Source organism: Pseudanabaena mucicola FACHB-723, assembly GCF_014696385.1.
GTDB lineage: Bacteria > Cyanobacteriota > Cyanobacteriia > Pseudanabaenales > Pseudanabaenaceae > Pseudanabaena.
The window spans coordinates 1-16886 of sequence record NZ_JACJQB010000041.1 but is presented as its reverse complement, the minus strand read 5'-3'; the positions used below and the strand labels follow the sequence as shown (position 1 = coordinate 16886).

General features: G+C 43.4%; 19 protein-coding genes and 1 pseudogene. 13 read left to right on the top strand and 7 right to left on the bottom strand.

Going from position 1 to position 16886, the window contains the following annotated elements:
- Positions 1-82: 82 nt before the first annotated feature.
- Both H6F41_RS15320 and H6F41_RS15315 read left to right on the top strand, forming a co-directional pair.
- Positions 83-577, top strand: coding sequence for a DUF1993 domain-containing protein (locus tag H6F41_RS15320; protein WP_190404339.1), 495 nt, complete (start codon positions 83-85; stop codon positions 575-577).
- A gap of 37 nt (positions 578-614) precedes the next feature.
- Entirely contained in the window at positions 615-1232 is a 618-nt protein-coding gene (locus tag H6F41_RS15315) for a LysE family translocator (RefSeq protein ID WP_199288793.1), read from the top strand.
- 115 nt (positions 1233-1347) lie between these two features.
- On the opposite strand, the gene H6F41_RS15310 is transcribed toward H6F41_RS15315, so the two are convergent.
- Positions 1348-1737, bottom strand: a complete 390-nt coding sequence (locus tag H6F41_RS15310; protein ID WP_190404338.1) for an IS1 family transposase — start codon at positions 1735-1737, stop codon at positions 1348-1350.
- An 81-nt stretch (positions 1738-1818) separates the two neighbouring features.
- Here H6F41_RS15310 and H6F41_RS19510 point away from each other — a divergent pair.
- Positions 1819-1956: pseudogene (locus H6F41_RS19510) on the top strand (IS982 family transposase); the annotation flags it as partial.
- A 70-nt stretch (positions 1957-2026) separates the two neighbouring features.
- Here H6F41_RS19510 and H6F41_RS15305 read toward each other — a convergent pair.
- Positions 2027-2557, bottom strand: a complete 531-nt coding sequence (locus H6F41_RS15305) for a PadR family transcriptional regulator (protein WP_190404337.1) — start codon at positions 2555-2557, stop codon at positions 2027-2029.
- A 200-nt stretch (positions 2558-2757) separates the two neighbouring features.
- Between H6F41_RS15305 and H6F41_RS15300 the strand changes: the two genes are divergently transcribed.
- Together H6F41_RS15300 and H6F41_RS15295 are read left to right on the top strand one after the other, a co-directional pair.
- Positions 2758-4074: an efflux RND transporter periplasmic adaptor subunit gene (locus tag H6F41_RS15300; protein WP_190404336.1), complete on the top strand. Its 1317-nt coding sequence runs from the start codon at positions 2758-2760 to the stop codon at positions 4072-4074.
- Between the two features lie 17 nt (positions 4075-4091).
- Positions 4092-7229: an efflux RND transporter permease subunit gene (locus H6F41_RS15295; RefSeq protein ID WP_190404335.1), complete on the top strand. Its 3138-nt coding sequence runs from the start codon at positions 4092-4094 to the stop codon at positions 7227-7229.
- A 43-nt stretch (positions 7230-7272) separates the two neighbouring features.
- On the opposite strand, the gene H6F41_RS15290 is transcribed toward H6F41_RS15295, so the two are convergent.
- Positions 7273-8823: an ATP-binding protein gene (locus tag H6F41_RS15290; RefSeq protein ID WP_190404334.1), complete on the bottom strand. Its 1551-nt coding sequence runs from the start codon at positions 8821-8823 to the stop codon at positions 7273-7275.
- Between the two features lie 213 nt (positions 8824-9036).
- Here H6F41_RS15290 and H6F41_RS15285 point away from each other — a divergent pair, with 213 nt between their 5' ends.
- Positions 9037-9351: a hypothetical protein gene (locus H6F41_RS15285; protein ID WP_190404333.1), complete on the top strand. Its 315-nt coding sequence runs from the start codon at positions 9037-9039 to the stop codon at positions 9349-9351.
- Positions 9352-9528: 177 nt separating this feature from the next.
- Here H6F41_RS15285 and H6F41_RS15280 read toward each other — a convergent pair whose 3' ends face one another.
- Positions 9529-10179 (bottom strand): HAD hydrolase-like protein, encoded by a 651-nt coding sequence (locus tag H6F41_RS15280; RefSeq protein ID WP_190404332.1) that lies wholly within the window; start codon positions 10177-10179, stop codon positions 9529-9531.
- Between the two features lie 54 nt (positions 10180-10233).
- Complete coding sequence (locus tag H6F41_RS15275) at positions 10234-10851, bottom strand: DUF938 domain-containing protein (RefSeq protein WP_190404356.1); 618 nt, start codon at positions 10849-10851, stop codon at positions 10234-10236.
- Positions 10852-11124: 273 nt separating this feature from the next.
- Between H6F41_RS15275 and H6F41_RS15270 the strand changes: the two genes are divergently transcribed.
- The 5 genes from H6F41_RS15270 (at position 11125) to H6F41_RS19190 (ending at position 13894) form a co-directional block, all read left to right on the top strand.
- Complete coding sequence (locus H6F41_RS15270; RefSeq protein WP_190404331.1) at positions 11125-11670, top strand: dihydrofolate reductase family protein; 546 nt, start codon at positions 11125-11127, stop codon at positions 11668-11670.
- Between the two features lie 170 nt (positions 11671-11840).
- Positions 11841-12467, top strand: coding sequence for a transglutaminase-like domain-containing protein (locus H6F41_RS15265; protein WP_190404330.1), 627 nt, complete (start codon positions 11841-11843; stop codon positions 12465-12467).
- A 136-nt stretch (positions 12468-12603) separates the two neighbouring features.
- Positions 12604-13119: a DUF4240 domain-containing protein gene (locus H6F41_RS15260; protein WP_190404329.1), complete on the top strand. Its 516-nt coding sequence runs from the start codon at positions 12604-12606 to the stop codon at positions 13117-13119.
- A 46-nt stretch (positions 13120-13165) separates the two neighbouring features.
- Entirely contained in the window at positions 13166-13594 is a 429-nt protein-coding gene (locus H6F41_RS15255; RefSeq protein ID WP_190404328.1) for a hypothetical protein, read from the top strand.
- Positions 13595-13759: 165 nt separating this feature from the next.
- The gene (locus H6F41_RS19190; RefSeq protein ID WP_277874000.1) at positions 13760-13894 is read left to right on the top strand and encodes a hypothetical protein; all 135 of its coding nucleotides are present in this window, start codon (positions 13760-13762) and stop codon (positions 13892-13894) included.
- A gap of 121 nt (positions 13895-14015) precedes the next feature.
- Here H6F41_RS19190 and H6F41_RS15250 read toward each other — a convergent pair whose 3' ends face one another.
- Positions 14016-15068 carry an Acg family FMN-binding oxidoreductase gene (locus tag H6F41_RS15250; RefSeq protein ID WP_242023061.1) on the bottom strand — a complete coding sequence of 351 codons (1053 nt, stop codon included), beginning with the start codon at positions 15066-15068 and terminating at the stop codon, positions 14016-14018.
- 64 nt (positions 15069-15132) lie between these two features.
- Positions 15133-15543: a hypothetical protein gene (locus H6F41_RS15245; protein ID WP_190404326.1), complete on the bottom strand. Its 411-nt coding sequence runs from the start codon at positions 15541-15543 to the stop codon at positions 15133-15135.
- A 586-nt stretch (positions 15544-16129) separates the two neighbouring features.
- Between H6F41_RS15245 and H6F41_RS15240 the strand changes: the two genes are divergently transcribed.
- Positions 16130-16273 (top strand): hypothetical protein, encoded by a 144-nt coding sequence (locus H6F41_RS15240; RefSeq protein ID WP_190404325.1) that lies wholly within the window; start codon positions 16130-16132, stop codon positions 16271-16273.
- A gap of 105 nt (positions 16274-16378) precedes the next feature.
- Entirely contained in the window at positions 16379-16696 is a 318-nt protein-coding gene (locus tag H6F41_RS15235; RefSeq protein ID WP_190404324.1) for a hypothetical protein, read from the top strand.
- The last annotated feature ends 190 nt before the right edge of the window (positions 16697-16886 follow it).

Genomic DNA, 16886 nt, shown 5'->3' with positions numbered 1-16886 from the left:
GATATTTTTGTCGCAAGTGGAATAAATTTCCTGCCGCTCAATTCAGACACTATGATTTAAAACTTGTGTTTCTAAAAATCGCATGGAAAACCAGAAGATCATTTCGATACAAAATATCTTCAGTTCTAGGCTCGATACGTTAAGTCATCTCTTAGAAGTAGCAGAGAATCATTTCGCAGACGATGTAGAGTCTCTATTGCAGCGACGCTTAGCACCTGATATGTTCAGCACACAAATACTATTTGTGTGCAATCAACCCCGAAACTTCGCATTGTGGTGCTTAGGACAACCAGCAAACAACTTGAACCCCGATGCCGCATCTCTAATTCAGTTACGTGGTCATATTTCATCGACTAAGGAATTGTTGGAAAGTATCAATGTTGCTGATTCTAAGCTGTCAGAAATCAATCGGCTCGATCTTGGGCAAGGGCTGTACGCAGAATTATCTGGTCTTTCCTATGTAGATGATTTTCTGATGCCTAACTTCTATTTCCATATAACAACGGCGTACAATATCCTGCGTATGGCAGGAGTACCAATAGGTAAGCGCGACTTTATGATGCATTTAGTCCCTTAAACATCAAAGCTCTTAATGTAACTGTTTAGTCAAACATATGAATCTTCTATCCACATTAATGTTTTTCTCAATCATGCTGACCTTAGCAGCCATGCCGAGTGCAAGCGTTGCGCTTGTAGTATCCAGATCGGCGACCTTTGGGTTCCGCAATGGTGCAGCAGTTGCAGCAGGGATCGTCCTCGGAGATCTGATATTAGTTGCCTTGTCGATTTTCGGTATGAGTAGCCTTGCAGAAACGATGGGTAGTCTTTTCTTCATTGTTCGTTTCATGGCAGGTGCATATCTTATCTGGATAGGGTTCAGTTTGCTATTCTCTAAAGCAAATATGCTGCAAAGTTTGCACTATGATAGACCATCAGCTATTTTCACTAGCTTTGTATCAGGGCTTCTTCTCACTTTTGGAGATATTAAGGCGATCTTTTTCTATGCGAGCCTTTTCCCAACGCTTTTTGACTTGCGTTTACTCTCCATCTTTGATGTCATAATCATCGTCTCCATAACGATTGTTACAGTTGGGGGAGTGAAGTTAACTTATGCTTATGCAGCAAAGAAGATTTTATCTCGATGGAATTCTCAGAGAGTTCATTTAGGAACCAGAAAAATCGCTGGTGGCTTATTGATAGGTGCTGGAGCATATGTTATTGTGAAAGCCTAACAAACGACTGCACAAGAAAATCCAAAATTACTTCACCAATTGGATTTTGTCAAAAGACAATTCAGAAAATAGCGATCGCCTTCAGCAAATCCAGCGTTGCAGACAAAGGGATGAATTAGAGAGAAGAAAGAATAGAAGGGTCATGAAGATAGTGAATCAGCAATCGCACAGAATAACGCAGCATATCCAATGACTTGGAATAACAGAAGGTTTTACGGTGCAATCTTGCCAAGTAGTGTCGTAACCGAGAGTTTTCTCCCTCAACTCGCGTCATGTAAGTCTTGCTAATAATCTGAATCATCATCAGGGATAAAACTAGGATACACAGTCCAACCATCAGTGACATAGAAATAACTTGCCACGCACCAACGATTGCCCATAATGGTGCAAAAGTCTCAGCACTGTGATCGCCAAGAGTCAATGCAAGGATACCTTTGCGAAAGTGGTCTACTGCTGTCCATAACCATATCTTGTTTTTTTGAACCAACAAAAGTTTCCAGTTCATCTAACTCACCAACATCTGGGACAATCTCAGATGCAATAGAATCGGATAACTTTTCACCTTTTTGTTTAACCCAGTGAGTGTAAAGTAATCGAAACTACGGGTAGTTTGATATCCCAGCTTTTACCTAAATCTATTCATGCGGTCACTGCCAAGGGCTTTGAGCTTAAAGTCATGCTCTTTGTCCTTGCTCTTAGCGTTAATCTATGGGTAGCAACTTAGGTTATTTAATGAACAAGGAGATAAAGCTCATTATCAAGGGGCAAGTAGCAACTAGACAAATTGCGTGTTTTTATTCTTGCTGTAACTGATCGATCGCCTCATCACACCATTCAATCCACGATGTTTCGTAACGAATACCACAACGGAGAGTGAGATACATATGGCGTTGAGGACGAGTTAACTCTGCGGTATTAATTTCCGCTTCTACCGAGTGATAATGAGCTAATTTTTGTTGATGTAGCTTTTTGCGGCGCTTGATTTCTTCGATTAAAACCTCATCAGGCACAATATATCCAGCCCTGACTTTGACTAGTAAGCTCTCTCGAATTGCCGTTGGCTCCGATGGTTCAGTAATCCATGCCATTAACTCTTGTTTACCTGACTCGGTTAAGGAATAGAGCTTTTTATCAGGTCGATTTAACTGCGGCACATTTTCAACTTCGACCAGACCTTTTTCCTGCATTTTCGCTAGTTCGCGATAAATCTGCTGCGATGTGGCTTGCCAGTAGCAACTTACTTTTTCATCAAATTCTTTGCCGACATCATAGCCAGTATGAGGTGCTTGCAGCAAAATCGTGGCGATCGCATGGGATAGGGTCATAGGTTTTAGTTTTGTTTGACTTTGTATTTAATTTTACTTGACATATACAACTTGTTGTATAAAACTGGCTTTATAAAGTTGGTTTTATAAGGCTACCTAGTTTTGGTAATTAATCACATTAATAATCACGTTGAGTTTTAGGGATGTTTTAGCAGATTATCCCTCACAACTGCCGCAGAGCAAATTACATACAGCAGATTATGAATATAGAGAAAATCAGCAGCATCGGTTGGCAGCGCAACTATTGGATTGGTATTGTTGCGAGTGGTTTGGTTGTATTAGGTACAGGAGTTATTCTTTATCAACGTTTTGCGCTCCCAGAGCAGCTAGCAATTACAAAACCATTGACAGTATCTGTGATTAATCTCACTCCTGTAAGCTCTTACAACATTACTCGCTATTACACAGGCGAAGTTGTGGCAACAAGGCGCACTGATCTGGGATTTGAGCGTGCTGGCAAAGTAATTGAAGTTCTGTATGATCGCGGACAGGTTGTCGAAGCAGGAGCCGTAATTGCCAGATTAGATACGCAAAATCTACAGGCGCAATTATCGCAGTTGGAGGCGCAGAGGTTACGAGCCTTAGCACAATTACAGGAATTGCAGAATGGATCGCGGCGGGAGGTAATTGCATCGGCGCGATCGCAGGTTTCTGATTTGGAAAATCAGTTGCGTTTAGCCAATACTCGGAGCCAGCGCAGAGAATCGCTATACAAAGAAGGTGCAGTGAGCAAAGAGCAATTTGAAGAAGTTGCCTTTAATCGTGATGCTTTATCCGATCGCTTAGCGGCGGCGCAAAGTCAACTAGAAGAAGTCCAAAATGGCGCGAGAATTGAACAAATCAATGCTCAAGCGGCGGCGGTTGCTCAGATCGAAGCCAGTATTCTGGATTTAGAAATCACGATCGCCAAGAGTAATTTAACGGCTCCCTTCCGAGGTGTCATCGGTGAGCGCAATCTTGATGAAGGCAGTGTCACACAGGCTGGACAAGCGATCGTGCGACTGGTGGAAGCAGTAAATCCAGAGCTAGAAATCGGTGTACCTTTTTCAGTTGCCGCAACTCTGGCAATTGGCAGTAATCAGACTGTGGAGATTGGCGATCGCGCTTACAGGGCGACCATAATCGCCATTAAGCCTGAAACTAATTTGCAAACTCGAACCAGTACAGTAGTTCTGAAATTGCAAAACTCCAGTCAAGCGACAAATAAATCAAATAACAAAACAACTAATCTTGCTATGCCGAAATCGGGCGAAATCGCAAGACTCAAAGTATCACAAACTGAGCAAATACAAGGCTTTTGGCTGCCGACCACGGCTCTCTCTAGAGGTGAACGTGGGTTGTGGTCATGCTTTGCGATCGCCCGTGATGGTGATGTTTACCGAGTAGAAAAACGCGATGTGGAAATTCTGCATACAGAAGGCGATCGCGTTCTTGTGAGAGGTACTATTTCTGCAAATGAAGAAGTTGTCAGCAGTGGTACACAGCGCTTAGTTAATGGACAAACGGTAACTAAATAAAGAGCGTTATAGAACTAATGGCACAACTATTCTTTCGCAATCTCCGCTTACTAGCCTTGGTCATCTTCTTGATCGTGGCTTGGGGAACTGTCAACTATGAATCTTTACCGCGATTGGAAGATCCTGAATTGACATCTCGTTTCGCACTGATTACTACTTTCCTGCCAGGGGGAACTGCTGAGCGCACCGAAACCTTGGTCACGGCTCCCATCGAAGAGAAGATTGCCGAGATCTCCGAAATTAAGACCTATGAATCAACTTCAAGGACAGGTGTATCAGCGATTTCTGTGGATCTTCTAGATAGTGTTAGTAGAAGTCAAGTGCCGCTAGTTTGGTCACGAGTGCGTGATAAATTGCGTGATGTCCGCGCCACTCTCCCCGCCGAAGCGACAGAGCCAGAACTAGATGAGGGTGAAGTGCGGGGCTATGCGTTACTAACTTCAATCAATTGGGATCAAGATAGTCCTCCTAACTATGCGATTTTGCGACGTAGAGCAGAAGTATTAGAAAATGCGCTCAAGGCGATATCGGGAACCGATGAAGTGAGGATTTTTGGTGCGCCCGATGAAGAGATTGCCGTAGAAGTGAATACCAGTAATCTCGCTAGTTTGGGAATTACCGCAGCCGAACTCGCCAACCAAATCCAACAGAGCGATGCCAAAACCTCAGCAGGACAGTTTCGGGGTGACAATAATTTGCTGTATGAAGTTAAGGGTGAACTGGATACATTGAGCCGTCTGCAACAGATTCCAATCCGATGTCCGTCCTGCCAATCTAATCGTGATTTTCGTCTATTGGGTGACATTGCCACTGTCAGCAAAGGGATTGCCATGCCGCCGACAGAATTAGCGATCGCCCAAGGAAAAACCGCGATCATGCTTGGAGTCTATGTACAGCCACAATATCGCCTCGATCGCTGGTCAGTAGATGCTCAAAAAGTTCTTACAAAATTTCAAGCAGATTTACCAAAGGGACTCAGTTTAGAAACTGTCTTTGATCAAAGTCGTTATGTGACAGCACGATTAAATAATTTAATTAGTAATCTTTTATCGGGTTCGCTAATTCTATTTCTAATCTGTATCTTGATGATGGGTTGGCAACAGGCGATCGTGGTGCAAATTGCATTACCTCTTTGTGTGGCGATCGCCTTAATTGGCATGGGGCTTTTGGGTATTCCATTACATCAAATGTCAGTTACAGGGCTAATTGTCGCTTTAGGCATTCTCATTGATAACGCGATTATTTTAGTTGATGAAATGAATATGCGACTTAAAGAAGGAATGCCCCTTGAAGAAGCCATTCTGGATACAGTGCAGTATTTGCGAGCGCCACTTTTTGGCGGTACATTAACCACGGTATTCTCATTTGCGCCGATCGCTCTGCTTCCGGGAGCAGTGGGTGAATTTGTGGGGACAATTGGCTTGAATGTGATTTTGGCAGTGATGGCTTCCCTCGTAGTCGCCCTGACGATTACACCAGCGATCGCCGCAATTGTTTATCGATGGAGTCATCAACGCTCTTTTACAACCAATGGCATCATCTATCAGGCGATCGGTAATCGCCGATGGTTACAGACTGGATTCTCTAATCAAGGCTTAACTCAATGGTATCGGCGATCGCTCAATTGGTCGCTTAACCATCCGAAAACAGCGATCGCCCTCACTCTCATTCCCTCTTTTATCGGCTTTGCCCTGATGACCACCCTTAGTTTACAGTTCTTTCCCCCTGCCGATCGCGAACAGCTTACCCTAGAGCTAGAGATGCCGTCCGCCAGTTCTCTCAATCAAATTCAAAACCTGACTCAAGAAGTAGAAAAGCAATTGCGAACGCATTCTGAAATTCAACAAGTGCATTGGATGTTGGGACGGAGCGCTCCTAAGGTTTACTATAACCAACTGACGGGACGTGAGAATGAAAGTAGCTTTGCCAATGCCATCTTACAAACTAAAGGCGTTGCTCCTAATCAATTAATTCACGATATCCAAATAGAAATGGATGCCGCATTTCCTGCGGCGCGGGTGTTAGTGCGTCAATTTGAGCAGGGACCTCCCTTTGAAGCGCCGATTGAATTGAGGGTTTATGGCAATGATGTCGATGTTCTCCAAAATATCAGTGAGCAATTGCGATCGCTATTGGTACAGTTACCATCAATTACCCATGTGCGAACTCGCCTGACCGATCGCTTTCCCCAACTCGCTTTACAAATTGATGAACCAGAAGCGCGATCTCGGGGTCTGAGTCGCCGCGACATCGCTCAACAGTTAAACAGCGCCACCGAGGGCATCCGTGGCGGTACGATTCTTGAAGATACAGAAGAAATTCCTGTGCGGGTCAGGTTTAGCGATCGCGAACGGGCTGACCTCAATCAACTGCAATCGACCAGTATTTTGCCAAGCGATCGGAATGGCTACATTCCCCTAGAGTCGATTAGTAAACTCACTCTCGAAGCCAAAAACGCGGCAATTACCCGCAAAGATGGGCGCAGAGTTAGTACCGTCCAAGGTTATCTCACAGCAGGAACCATTCCCAGTCAAGCTTTAGCTGAGTTCCGTCCCATTTTAGCGAAGGAATTCCAACTACCACAGGGCTATAGTTTGGAATTTGGAGGTGAAGAAGCCGAACGGACTAGCGCCACAGGCGGACTACTAGGTTATGGCATCGTTTTAGGTATCGCCCTTGTGGTTACTTTAGTTTTATCGATGGATTCCTTTGCATTGGCGGGCTTAATCGGCATTGTGGCAATTCTTTCCGTGGGATTAGGCGGACTATCCCTTTGGTTATTTAACTATCCCTTCGGCTTCAACCCAATCATTGGCACAGTCGGTCTAGTTGGTGTTGCCGTGAATGATTCCATTACCGTACTGACTGCGCTCAAAACCGATCTCCATTCACAAACAGGCGATCGCAAGGCAATGATCGATGTGGTTCTCCACACCACTCGCCATGTTCTCACTACTACCTTCACGACGATGGCAGGTTTTTTACCCTTGATTCTCTCGGGAGGCGGCTTCTGGCCACCACTTTCTGTCGTGATTGCGGGTGGCGTATTTGGCGCGACGATGCTGGCGTTGTACTTCATTCCCTGTGCTTATTTACTGTTCGTAAATAGAGCTACAGCTAGTTTGAAACAGGCAAATCATGTCACATCCCTTTAGTAAAAAAGTTTTAAACTGTGTCACCTTAAATCGAATTAATTATCTATCCCCGAATGACGATGATTTCTCGCCCTGCTGGACTGATCACATTCTCAGTAGTAGTGCGATCGCTAAGAGGAGGCAAACCAGAACGGCGATCGAATATTACCAACCAACCCGTATTCAAACTCAACCCCGACAAATACTTATCGATCTGTGGCAAACCTTCCTTAAGTGGGTCTGGTCTTTTATCCGCCCAAACCTTCAACTCCATCGCCAAAGTGATCTTGCCATAGCGCAAACAGATATCCATTCTTCCCGAACCAATCGCATATTCTCTCTCTAACGTGCCACCACCATTAACTACCCGATGCAGAAAAGCCATCAATACAATATGAGGCGCAATCTCTGGATAGGGCGTACTGTTAAATAAAGGCTCTCCATGCTGCCGCCAGAATAATATAAACGAATCTAACAGCGCTTGAGGATTGAGGTTCCCATCATTATCTAACCATGTTGGAGCAATTGAAGTTAAAGATGCGATCGTTATCGAAGCTAATACCTTCGGAATGATTTCTCGATAAATTGGATTAGCAATCTGAATACCGCCGCGACTATCTCGGCTACACAAACCTAAATCAAGTACGAAGCGTAAGTCATCTTCGGGCATATTGACTAGTTCTTGCCCAGATAGAATTGGTTGGATAATCGCCCTAACTCTATCTTCCCGCAATCTTTCGGCAAGACTATCCAAATGTGTATCCTGTCTTTTAATCAGAATCTCCTTAGCCTCATTCACCAAATCAGGCGTAATCGGAATTGCAGGATCTTTCGTAAGATATTCCACAATCTCCTTAGCGATCGCATTGACTAACCAAGGCTGTCCCTGCGTCAAATGAAAAGCTAAATCCACCGCTTCAGGCGTAAACACTTGACCAGTCGCATCTGTATGTTGCTGATAGAGATTCCTCACATCCTCAAGGGTAAAGTTACTCAATGTAAACGAGCGCACTTTGATATTGAAAGGACTGGAAGTATTCAGGCGATCGCTCCCCCCCGAAGCATATTTATAATCCCGTACGTCGCGCATCCCCACCAAGGCAACTGACTGTGGAAATCCCTGCGGGCGACGTGGAAATCCATCCCTTAGCTGTCGTAACACGGTCATCAAAGTTTGATTTTGTAGAGAATCTATTTCATCAATGAATATTACTAGCGATCTTGGTGAAGCCTCCGCCCATACCTTTAAAAAGTTACCAATACGCTGGGGCGGCTGATTTAGATCGTGGGTGGGTGGTTTCAGTTCGTCGGGCAGCCAGAAATCCGCAGCATCTCGCCATGCTGCTAAAATTATCTGCTCTGCTTTTTCAGGTTCATCGGGAAAGGTTGAACCCACCTCTGCCGATAACATTATCGATGTATATGTGCCACTCGCCGTGAGTTCCTGCGCTAGGGTAAGCATTGCTGTAGTTTTACCTGTCTGCCTCGGCGCGTGAATCACAAAATAGTTTTCCTGAGCAATTAGTTGTTTGATTTCAGGCAAGCGCTCTGTAGCTGACAGCATGTAGTGAATGTCAGGCTTGCAGGGACCAGCAGTATTAAACCATTTTTGCATAACGACAACTAACGGGCAGAGATACCCCTTCAATATATCGCAACGCGCCAAGCAAAGCCCTGAAACCTAGAAAACACATCAAAAACATTAAGCATAAATACTCATTCGCATAAATCTTACAACAGATAATTAAACATTATCTGTTGTAAGATATTTCTGTGACAAGTTAGTCTGTTGTGTTAGTTTTTTAATATCGTTTACGAAGTTTTACTAATGAGTGGCAATCTAACTGAGGCTTATAAGCAGGGGATGCGGATCTATGATCTTTGCCATGCCCCAACTGTGAGATCTCTTTGGGATGCGTTTTATTCTGAATTGTGTGAGTTCTTTGCTGAACCTTCTCAAGATGAGGCTTGGGATGTTTTACATTCGTTTGGGCGTTTAACTTGGAAGTTAACGGGGATTCCTCTGTTTTGGTTGGCTAAACCAACGGTGGAGAAGCATGGGCGTAGGTTTGCTGCGTCTGGCTGTATTCGCAGTTCACGTAATTGTTTGGGTAATTGTTGCCAAAAGAATTCTGATGGCTAAAGGTATCCCCGAAAAGTGTAAAAAGTGTGCGATGCTTTCGGCGGCTCAGGGAAAGGCTATTAATCCGCCATATGAAAAATGACAGAGAGGTTATTAGCTGGCATCGGTTTGATTTCTTTGAGACTTAGATTTTGATTGGTGGCAAAAGCCATTAAACCTCGCGGGATTTTCAAGGATTCAGAATTTCATTGCAATCAATGGAGGAATTTCATTCGGGGAATGAACAATAACGTCAGCACCATGACTGTTTAATTCTTCTGGTGAGCCATACCCATAGGTGACTCCGATCGCAAAGACTTGATTTTGCTTTGCACCAATCACATCATGGGAGCGATCGCCAATCATCACGGTTGATTGAGGATCAAGACTTTCTGTGAGTAAGATATGCTTAATTAATTCACCTTTAATACTGCGTGTACCATCTAATTCACTGCCATAGATGCCATCAAAGAACGCCGACAATTCAAAATGCTCGATAATCTGCTTCGCGTACACATGGGGTTTAGAGGTTGCTACATAGGTTTGATAGCCATCTGCACGAATAGATGCAAGTGCTTTGGGAATTTCGGGATAAAGCTCATTTTCAAATAAGCCAATGGTTGAGAAGCGATCGCGATACAAAGAAATAGCACGATTAATTACAGCTTGATCTTCAGTTTGTAGCAGGTTTGCAAAACTTAGACTTAGAGGTAGTCCAATACACCACAGCAATTCATCAGTAATTGGTGGTTGATGACTAAGTTCGGACATTGCATATTGAATACAGGTCGTAATCCCAACTTTCGGATCGGTGAGAGTGCCGTCGAGATCGAATAAGATTGCTGCCATTGTAATTTAAGCTTTTTGCATCAGGGGACGATATCTCAAACAGATAGCGATTGACTAAGCCACTACCTCAAAAATGACAGATAGGTTGTTAGCTGGCATCGGTTTGATTTCTTTGAGAATTAGATTTTGATTGGCGGCGACAGCAATCACCTCCTCAATATCGCGTACTCCCCATTCAGGATTTTGATAGCGCAAACTTGCATCAAACTCAGCGTTACTTTCACTGGTGTGTTTACCATTTTGTTTGAATGGCCCGTATAAATATAAAATCCCTTTGACTGGTAATAGTTTTTTGGCTCCTGACATTAAACCTAAGCAGGCTTGCCATGGCGCAATATGAATCATGTTGATGTTAACGATCGCCTGTATGTCTTGATTGGCTATCTGCTGATGCCAATCTGTTGCGGTTACGTCAATCAATTGCGGTGAAGCTAAATTGTCCGATGGATGGTGCTTTTGCCAGTCGGTAATACTGGCGATCGCTAATGGGTTTGGATCGGTGGGTATCCACTGGCGAGGTTGTAGGTGTGGGGCGAAATATACTGAATGTTCGCCTGTCCCACTGGCGATTTCTAGTACTGTTCCTTGTGGGGGCAATACTTGTGAAAGTACTTCTAGGATTACTTCTCGGTTACGCTGGGTTGCGGGGGCATATTGGCGATTGTCAAGCATTAGTTCTGGGGGCGAATTTGCCAAGATTGTAGCGCTAGTGGGACTGACTAGCAGTGTTCTATTAAGTAAAGTCTCTGTTCTGGTATGTGTATTGCTTGACACCACAGAGGCACTGCACATAAGTCGATCTCGCTTTAGATGACTATGGCATGCCGTATAAAATGATTAATTAGGCAGAATCTTGACTTTCAGCTTAATCATCTTATAGTCAAATTAGGCGGAATTTTTTTGTCTAATACATAGTTACGCAGCAACAGCATGATTGAGAAAGACATGAAAGCTACTGTATATATTGCAACAAGTGTTGATGGTTTCATTGCACGTAATAATGGTGGTATTGATTGGCTACCTAGTGGAGGAGATACAGATGGCAGTGAAGACTACGGGTATCAGGAATTCATTGATTCAGTAGATGCGCTTGTCATGGGGCGGAATACTTATGAGTTAGCATTGTCCTTCGATTCATGGCCTTATGGTGAAAAGCCAGTATTTGTTCTAAGTAGTCGGAAAATTGACATCCCTGACGACATTACAAAAACAGTCGAGTCTATGTGCGCGCCTCCACGAGAAATCGTTTGTCGTCTATCAGAGCGTGGATTCCAGCATTTATACATTGATGGCGGAAAGACGATTCAAGGGTTTCTTAGTGAAGGCTTAATTAAGCAATTAATTATTACTAAAGTGCCAATCCTCATAGGTGCAGGAATTCCACTTTTTAGTTCGCTTCCTCACGATGTCAGATTACATCACCTTGAGACGCGACAGTTTGAAAACGGCTTGGTACAGAGCAAATACAAGGTGATTGAGGATGCCGCATAACAAATCAAATGCAGCGGACAGACGAAAGCCGTGGGTACTATGACCTAAAAACATCTGCTGCCGATAATTTTAGCCGTTAGCTGGCTTCAGTTGCAGGTGGTGGCAGTAGTTTAGAATTACTGGTAAGGCGCTTACAATTGAAGTTTTACTACTCGTGTTGGTTAGTTGATATGGAGAAGTATTTGAAGGTTAGTGAAGTCATTGACTGGCTGCATCCAGAAATTATGGAGCGTGCCAAACTGATCGCCTTGGAATTTGAGACACCAATGACGATCGCTCAAGCCTGTTTTGAGTGGGTGCGCGATGAAATTTGTCACAGCTTTGACTATCAAATGAATCCTGTGACTTGCCGTGCCTCTGATGTCCTTAAATATAAGACAGGTTACTGCTATGCCAAAAGCCATTTACTGGCAGCATTGCTTCGAGCGAACCAGATTCCAACAGGATTTTGTTATCAGCGATTGAGTATTGATGATAAAGGTGCGCCGTATAGTTTACATGGTTTTAATGCACTCCATTTACCAGAAATTGGGTGGTATCGAGTTGATGCAAGAGGAAATAAAGAAGGAATTAACGCTCAATTTTCTCCGCCCCAAGAACGTTTAGCGTTTAAGACCCAGTTCTCTGAAGAAGCAGATTTTCAGTCGATTCTTGCTGAACCGCTTCAGATTGTTGTAGAAGCGCTACAAGCACAGGCTAAGTGGGATGAAATGCTTCATAATCTTCCAGATATCTCGGTAGAGTCTGCAAAAAATTATGGTCTTATGATGGACAATGAGTACGTGCCAGTCAGCTAACGTTCCTGCTGGAGCGCATGTTGTGAGAACTTAGTCGGGGCGTAGAGGTTTACAAATTGCTGTGCTATCGTGGTTTAGTCTAGTTGGTGTGTAAGCGAACGAGCTTTTTCGTTATTCTAAACTCCTCGAATGCCATATGGATACAACAATATTTTGGAAATTGATTGATGAGGCGCGTCACACATCAGAGAGTGATCCCGAACAACAACTAGCAGAACTTTCACTGCTTCTCGACAAGCTATCGGCAGAAGAGATTGTGGACTTTCACTATATCTTTTATTCTCTTTTTTACAAGTCATATACATGGGAACTTTGGGGTGCTGCTTATGTGATTAATGGTGGCTGTTCCGACGACGCATTTGACTACTTCCGAGGTTGGCTGATTTCGCGCGGAGAAAAGGTTTTCACGACGGCACTTAGAGAGCCTGATCAGCTAGCATCCATGATCAACGATGGTGATGCAGAAATTGACTGTCAAGTCGAGGGTTGGCAGTCAATCGCAGTCGAGGCTTGGTGCAGAAAGACTGGTCAAAAAGACTCTGCATTTCCTGCTTGGTCATCTGAGAACCTAAGCAATGATCCAATTGGTGAAAAATGGCAAGAAGAGGATCTTGATCGTCTTTACCCGATGTTAAATCAGCGATTCAATTGAGTGAAAACTGCACTTTTTTTCATGTCACAGGGAGTACATGATGGGAATGACACTTTGGATACATACACTTGAAGGTCGAGACTATTTGAAGGAAAGTGACGATCACAGTCTGATGAACCAGTGCTTAGACTCTCTCGATGCGCTATGCATGGAAGCGAAAGTCCTAAAGCTCAGTGAGTATGTGGACTGCACGGATCAACAGTTCAACTACAATGACTTCGATGATGACGACAATGAGCCAGAATTGGACTCAGAAACTGATCTGGCATATGGAATTGATGATATGACTTGGTTTGATGCCTCCGATGGTCTAATATCCTTGCAAGCAGTGCGAAACAGGATCGCAGAGGATGGGTTTCATGGGTTTGATGCTGACGAACTTCAAGCACTCATTGAGGAACTTGACGATTGCATCTCAATTCTCAATGCTTCAGCATCAAGAGGTGGTAAGTTCCACCTGTCGCTAGTTGAGTGACGTGCATTTTGCTAAGAACTGACTCTTCACTAAAGCAAACCGCGAGATTGAGAACCCACTTAACTCGAGCATTAGGCATCACCGTCAATGCTTACCATTCAATAACTTACGGGTCGCGACGAGCCTAATGTTTTAGGCGGTGTCGTGTGGTTACTGACGACCAGCATGAATCAGCCCTTGGAACCGCAGTTGCCGCTAATTTTGAATCAATTAGATGCTCAGGCTTGGAAACTTGTTACCATCGGTGATATTGCTTTTACTGGTTGTCCTGAGATCGGCATGAAGAAATGCTTTCAGTAAAACCATCTCTAGGTTTTGACTGGAATCGAAGTTAAGGGATCGGTAACTAACAATCGGCTGGAACGGATCTCTGAAAAGTAGACCCGCTTAGATGTCTAATCACTCTTTACTTAAGGAGGTTTCACAGTAAAACTGCTTCAATGTGTCGCCGCAGTGATCGTGGAGTTTCAACGCCATATCCAAAACGGACAACTAGATCTGGTCTGAGATCGCCAATGCCGAGATAATTAGCCAATTGTGGACGCAATGATGCAACCTCAACTGGCTGATTTAAAAAGGCGTTTTTGATGCCTAGCGCCGTTGCTTGTAATGCAAAACGCTCATAACATCGTCCTGTTTCAACCCAATGCTCTTTGTCGTTTTGCTCTGACATAAATACAGCAATCCCCGCAGAACTGCGAATATGTTTAGCATATTTGTCGTTTTCACCCTTGGCTGTAAAAAATAGATTTAACAAATTCATCCCTAGCCAACGAGGAACAATAGGGTTGCCTGATGAACCAGCAAACAGTCCATCCCTTTTAATCAAAACCTCGTCGTAGCTAAATCTAATCCAAGATTTTAGTTCTTCGATAAAGGCTCGATCATTCATCTGGGCTGTATTTCCCTGCACAACATACTCCAGCACATTCTCAATTCGTTCTTTGTCGGTGAGCATCAGTATCCTGACCCCATTCCCCTGTCCTGCCTCTTCAAGGGATGCTAAATCAGTGTTGCTTAATGTTCTACCGTCGTACTCGATTCGACTGCATTGACGTTGTGGAATTGCATTAAAGAGGTCAGAATCGATTACTTTTGCGGGTTCTAGATTGACTTGTACCCAGTCATTGACAGTATCAAAATTGACGACTCCATACTTACCAAATGCTTGTGCAGCTTGAACTAGATTTTCGGCTGCACAACCTAAACTCACAAACAGATGATGGTCATCGGGATCAACCGCAGGGCATTTCCTTGTCCAGTCTGGCAAAATTGCAATGGTTTCATCTGCGATCGCAAATTTCCAACATTGCGTGTTATGACTTGATGCAGCTAAGGTCGCGTACCTTACCAGTTCACGATTTACTGCTAAAAGGTCAAGCTTTGAGTTGTCTGGTGTATGTCGCCAAGTATCACGAACGGCATTGTTATATCGAATATTCGCCTGATTAGTAGTGCCAATTGCGTATGCCATTGTTCCTCCTGTTAGTGCAGTAAGACCTAAAACAATTTGCCTGCGGCTCAGCATCAGCAAACCCTCAGCTTGAAATTTGGAGTGACACCCTCCGAATTTTTGCAGCGATAAATGGGGATAACACTAGTAATACTAAACCAATGGGCATTAAGCCACCCTGTAACAAATTATAGTCAGCAGCAATTTGTTCCCATGAATAAGCCAATACAAATCTTCCCAACCCGATCTCAAACAACACTGTCAGCAATAGCCAAATTAAACCAATACTCAGTAATTGCATAAATTTACTAACTTGAAGCCAACGTATGAATAACGTGGCGATTGTCACAATCAACAAAGAGCCAATCGCAAATGAGATTTGATGGGCAAGGCTTTCCCCCAGTAATGGGATTAACCAGAATATTCGTGCAGTTCCATTTAGACTTTCGGCAAGGATAAACACTAGCCAGACTAAAATACTCTTCAAGATAATCATGGGGCGGCTCCTGATTACACTATGTAAAAACTCTGGGCGCTATCAGATCGCGATCGCAGTAGGGGATTTTGGGAATTAGTTTGTATGTTGGGCAATCATGGTTCTAGTGGAAAAACTAAAATTAGCATTTCCACTAGAACGGGGGTAAATATTTACAGTGATTTGTTGAGGTTAAAAATCCTCTGTGCGATCGCGAAAACTACTTTTTCACAACTTTAATTGATTGAGAACGGAACAAGATGCTCGATAAATTATTAATGTTATTCAATTCAATTTTCTCAATAGGGGTTAACAATTGAAAATATTTTTCGGATTAGAGTCCTAGAATGACAGATTTTCGTAAAAAGATCTTGCCTATATTAAGAAGTTTGCAAGTATGTTAAGAATTGCGGAATGTCAGTTACGGCATTGGTCAGCTAATCAGGGATATGTGCTGAAACGCCCATTTCATGATGACTAAAAAGACGCAAATACATCGATCACGCTTTAACTGTCCAGGGCCAAATTCGGCTATTTTGATAAAACATTTTCAATCTAACCCACTCTAACTGTAGGATATAAAACATGATAAAAATATGGTGAAAACATGGCAAGAAAGATATTCTCGTTGCTACTGCTACCCGTTGTGATCCTCGGCTGTGCCTTGATCAATTCCGATAAAGGGAATCAAGCTAGCACCGCAAGTACGCCTGTAATCTCTCCAGTTATCGCAACCAAGTCAGAAAATTAACCAAGTCCTGCCAAGAAAACAGCACAGACCGTTACCTCAGCCTTTAGAGGTGTTGACACCTTCACCATTGATGAGCTGTTTACTGCGGATAGTGGTGGTTGTGGCATGAGCTTGCAGGAAAAAACTGCCAAAGGAACTCGCAACTTTGTATTTTTTAATGGCATTTCCCCTAACTCCATGGTGATGAAAATCAATGGCAAAATGACGAAATTCAAGCTAGTTGAAGCAACAGGCAACGATTTCTACGGTCAGAAAAATTTCCAAACCTTTATTAGTGAAGATCAAGCAGTAGAGGTTAGAGTCGCTGTAGTACAGGGAGCGACTGGCGAAATTGAATCCTTGGATATCAATACAGGTGTGATGTTGGTTAAAGTAGATGGTAGTTTTCAGCAACTAGAAGTAGTTGGTGGTGCAGGTTGTTAAAAGGTATTTATAAAAGACGTTAAGTTTGAAAGTTATCTAGAACGGGGTAGTTTTCCACTAGAACGGATTGGAATTGGAATCTGCTGCTAAGAGCGTGTTTGAGAAGTTAAGCGAGGCGTTTGAGAAGAATGTGAATCATGCCGACATAGAAAAAAGCCTCAGAAGTTTCAGGTAAAAGTTCATACTCTCT

Coding starts and splice junctions, on each gene's coding strand:
- H6F41_RS15295 (WP_190404335.1), top strand. CDS start 4,092: ATGGCACAACTATTCTTTCGCAATCTCCGCTTACTAGCCTTGGTCATC.
- H6F41_RS19190 (WP_277874000.1), top strand. CDS start 13,760: ATGAATCAGCCCTTGGAACCGCAGTTGCCGCTAATTTTGAATCAATTA.
- H6F41_RS15300 (WP_190404336.1), top strand. CDS start 2,758: ATGAATATAGAGAAAATCAGCAGCATCGGTTGGCAGCGCAACTATTGG.
- H6F41_RS15240 (WP_190404325.1), top strand. CDS start 16,130: ATGGCAAGAAAGATATTCTCGTTGCTACTGCTACCCGTTGTGATCCTC.
- H6F41_RS15290 (WP_190404334.1), bottom strand. CDS start 8,823: ATGCAAAAATGGTTTAATACTGCTGGTCCCTGCAAGCCTGACATTCAC.
- H6F41_RS15275 (WP_190404356.1), bottom strand. CDS start 10,851: ATGCTTGACAATCGCCAATATGCCCCCGCAACCCAGCGTAACCGAGAA.
- H6F41_RS15245 (WP_190404326.1), bottom strand. CDS start 15,543: ATGATTATCTTGAAGAGTATTTTAGTCTGGCTAGTGTTTATCCTTGCC.
- H6F41_RS15265 (WP_190404330.1), top strand. CDS start 11,841: ATGGAGAAGTATTTGAAGGTTAGTGAAGTCATTGACTGGCTGCATCCA.
- H6F41_RS15320 (WP_190404339.1), top strand. CDS start 83: ATGGAAAACCAGAAGATCATTTCGATACAAAATATCTTCAGTTCTAGG.
- H6F41_RS15260 (WP_190404329.1), top strand. CDS start 12,604: ATGGATACAACAATATTTTGGAAATTGATTGATGAGGCGCGTCACACA.
- H6F41_RS15255 (WP_190404328.1), top strand. CDS start 13,166: ATGACACTTTGGATACATACACTTGAAGGTCGAGACTATTTGAAGGAA.
- H6F41_RS15285 (WP_190404333.1), top strand. CDS start 9,037: ATGAGTGGCAATCTAACTGAGGCTTATAAGCAGGGGATGCGGATCTAT.
- H6F41_RS15310 (WP_190404338.1), bottom strand. CDS start 1,737: ATGAACTGGAAACTTTTGTTGGTTCAAAAAAACAAGATATGGTTATGG.
- H6F41_RS15280 (WP_190404332.1), bottom strand. CDS start 10,179: ATGGCAGCAATCTTATTCGATCTCGACGGCACTCTCACCGATCCGAAA.
- H6F41_RS15315 (WP_199288793.1), top strand. CDS start 615: ATGAATCTTCTATCCACATTAATGTTTTTCTCAATCATGCTGACCTTA.
- H6F41_RS15250 (WP_242023061.1), bottom strand. CDS start 15,068: ATGGCATACGCAATTGGCACTACTAATCAGGCGAATATTCGATATAAC.
- H6F41_RS15305 (WP_190404337.1), bottom strand. CDS start 2,557: ATGACCCTATCCCATGCGATCGCCACGATTTTGCTGCAAGCACCTCAT.
- H6F41_RS15235 (WP_190404324.1), top strand. CDS start 16,379: ATGAGCTTGCAGGAAAAAACTGCCAAAGGAACTCGCAACTTTGTATTT.
- H6F41_RS15270 (WP_190404331.1), top strand. CDS start 11,125: ATGAAAGCTACTGTATATATTGCAACAAGTGTTGATGGTTTCATTGCA.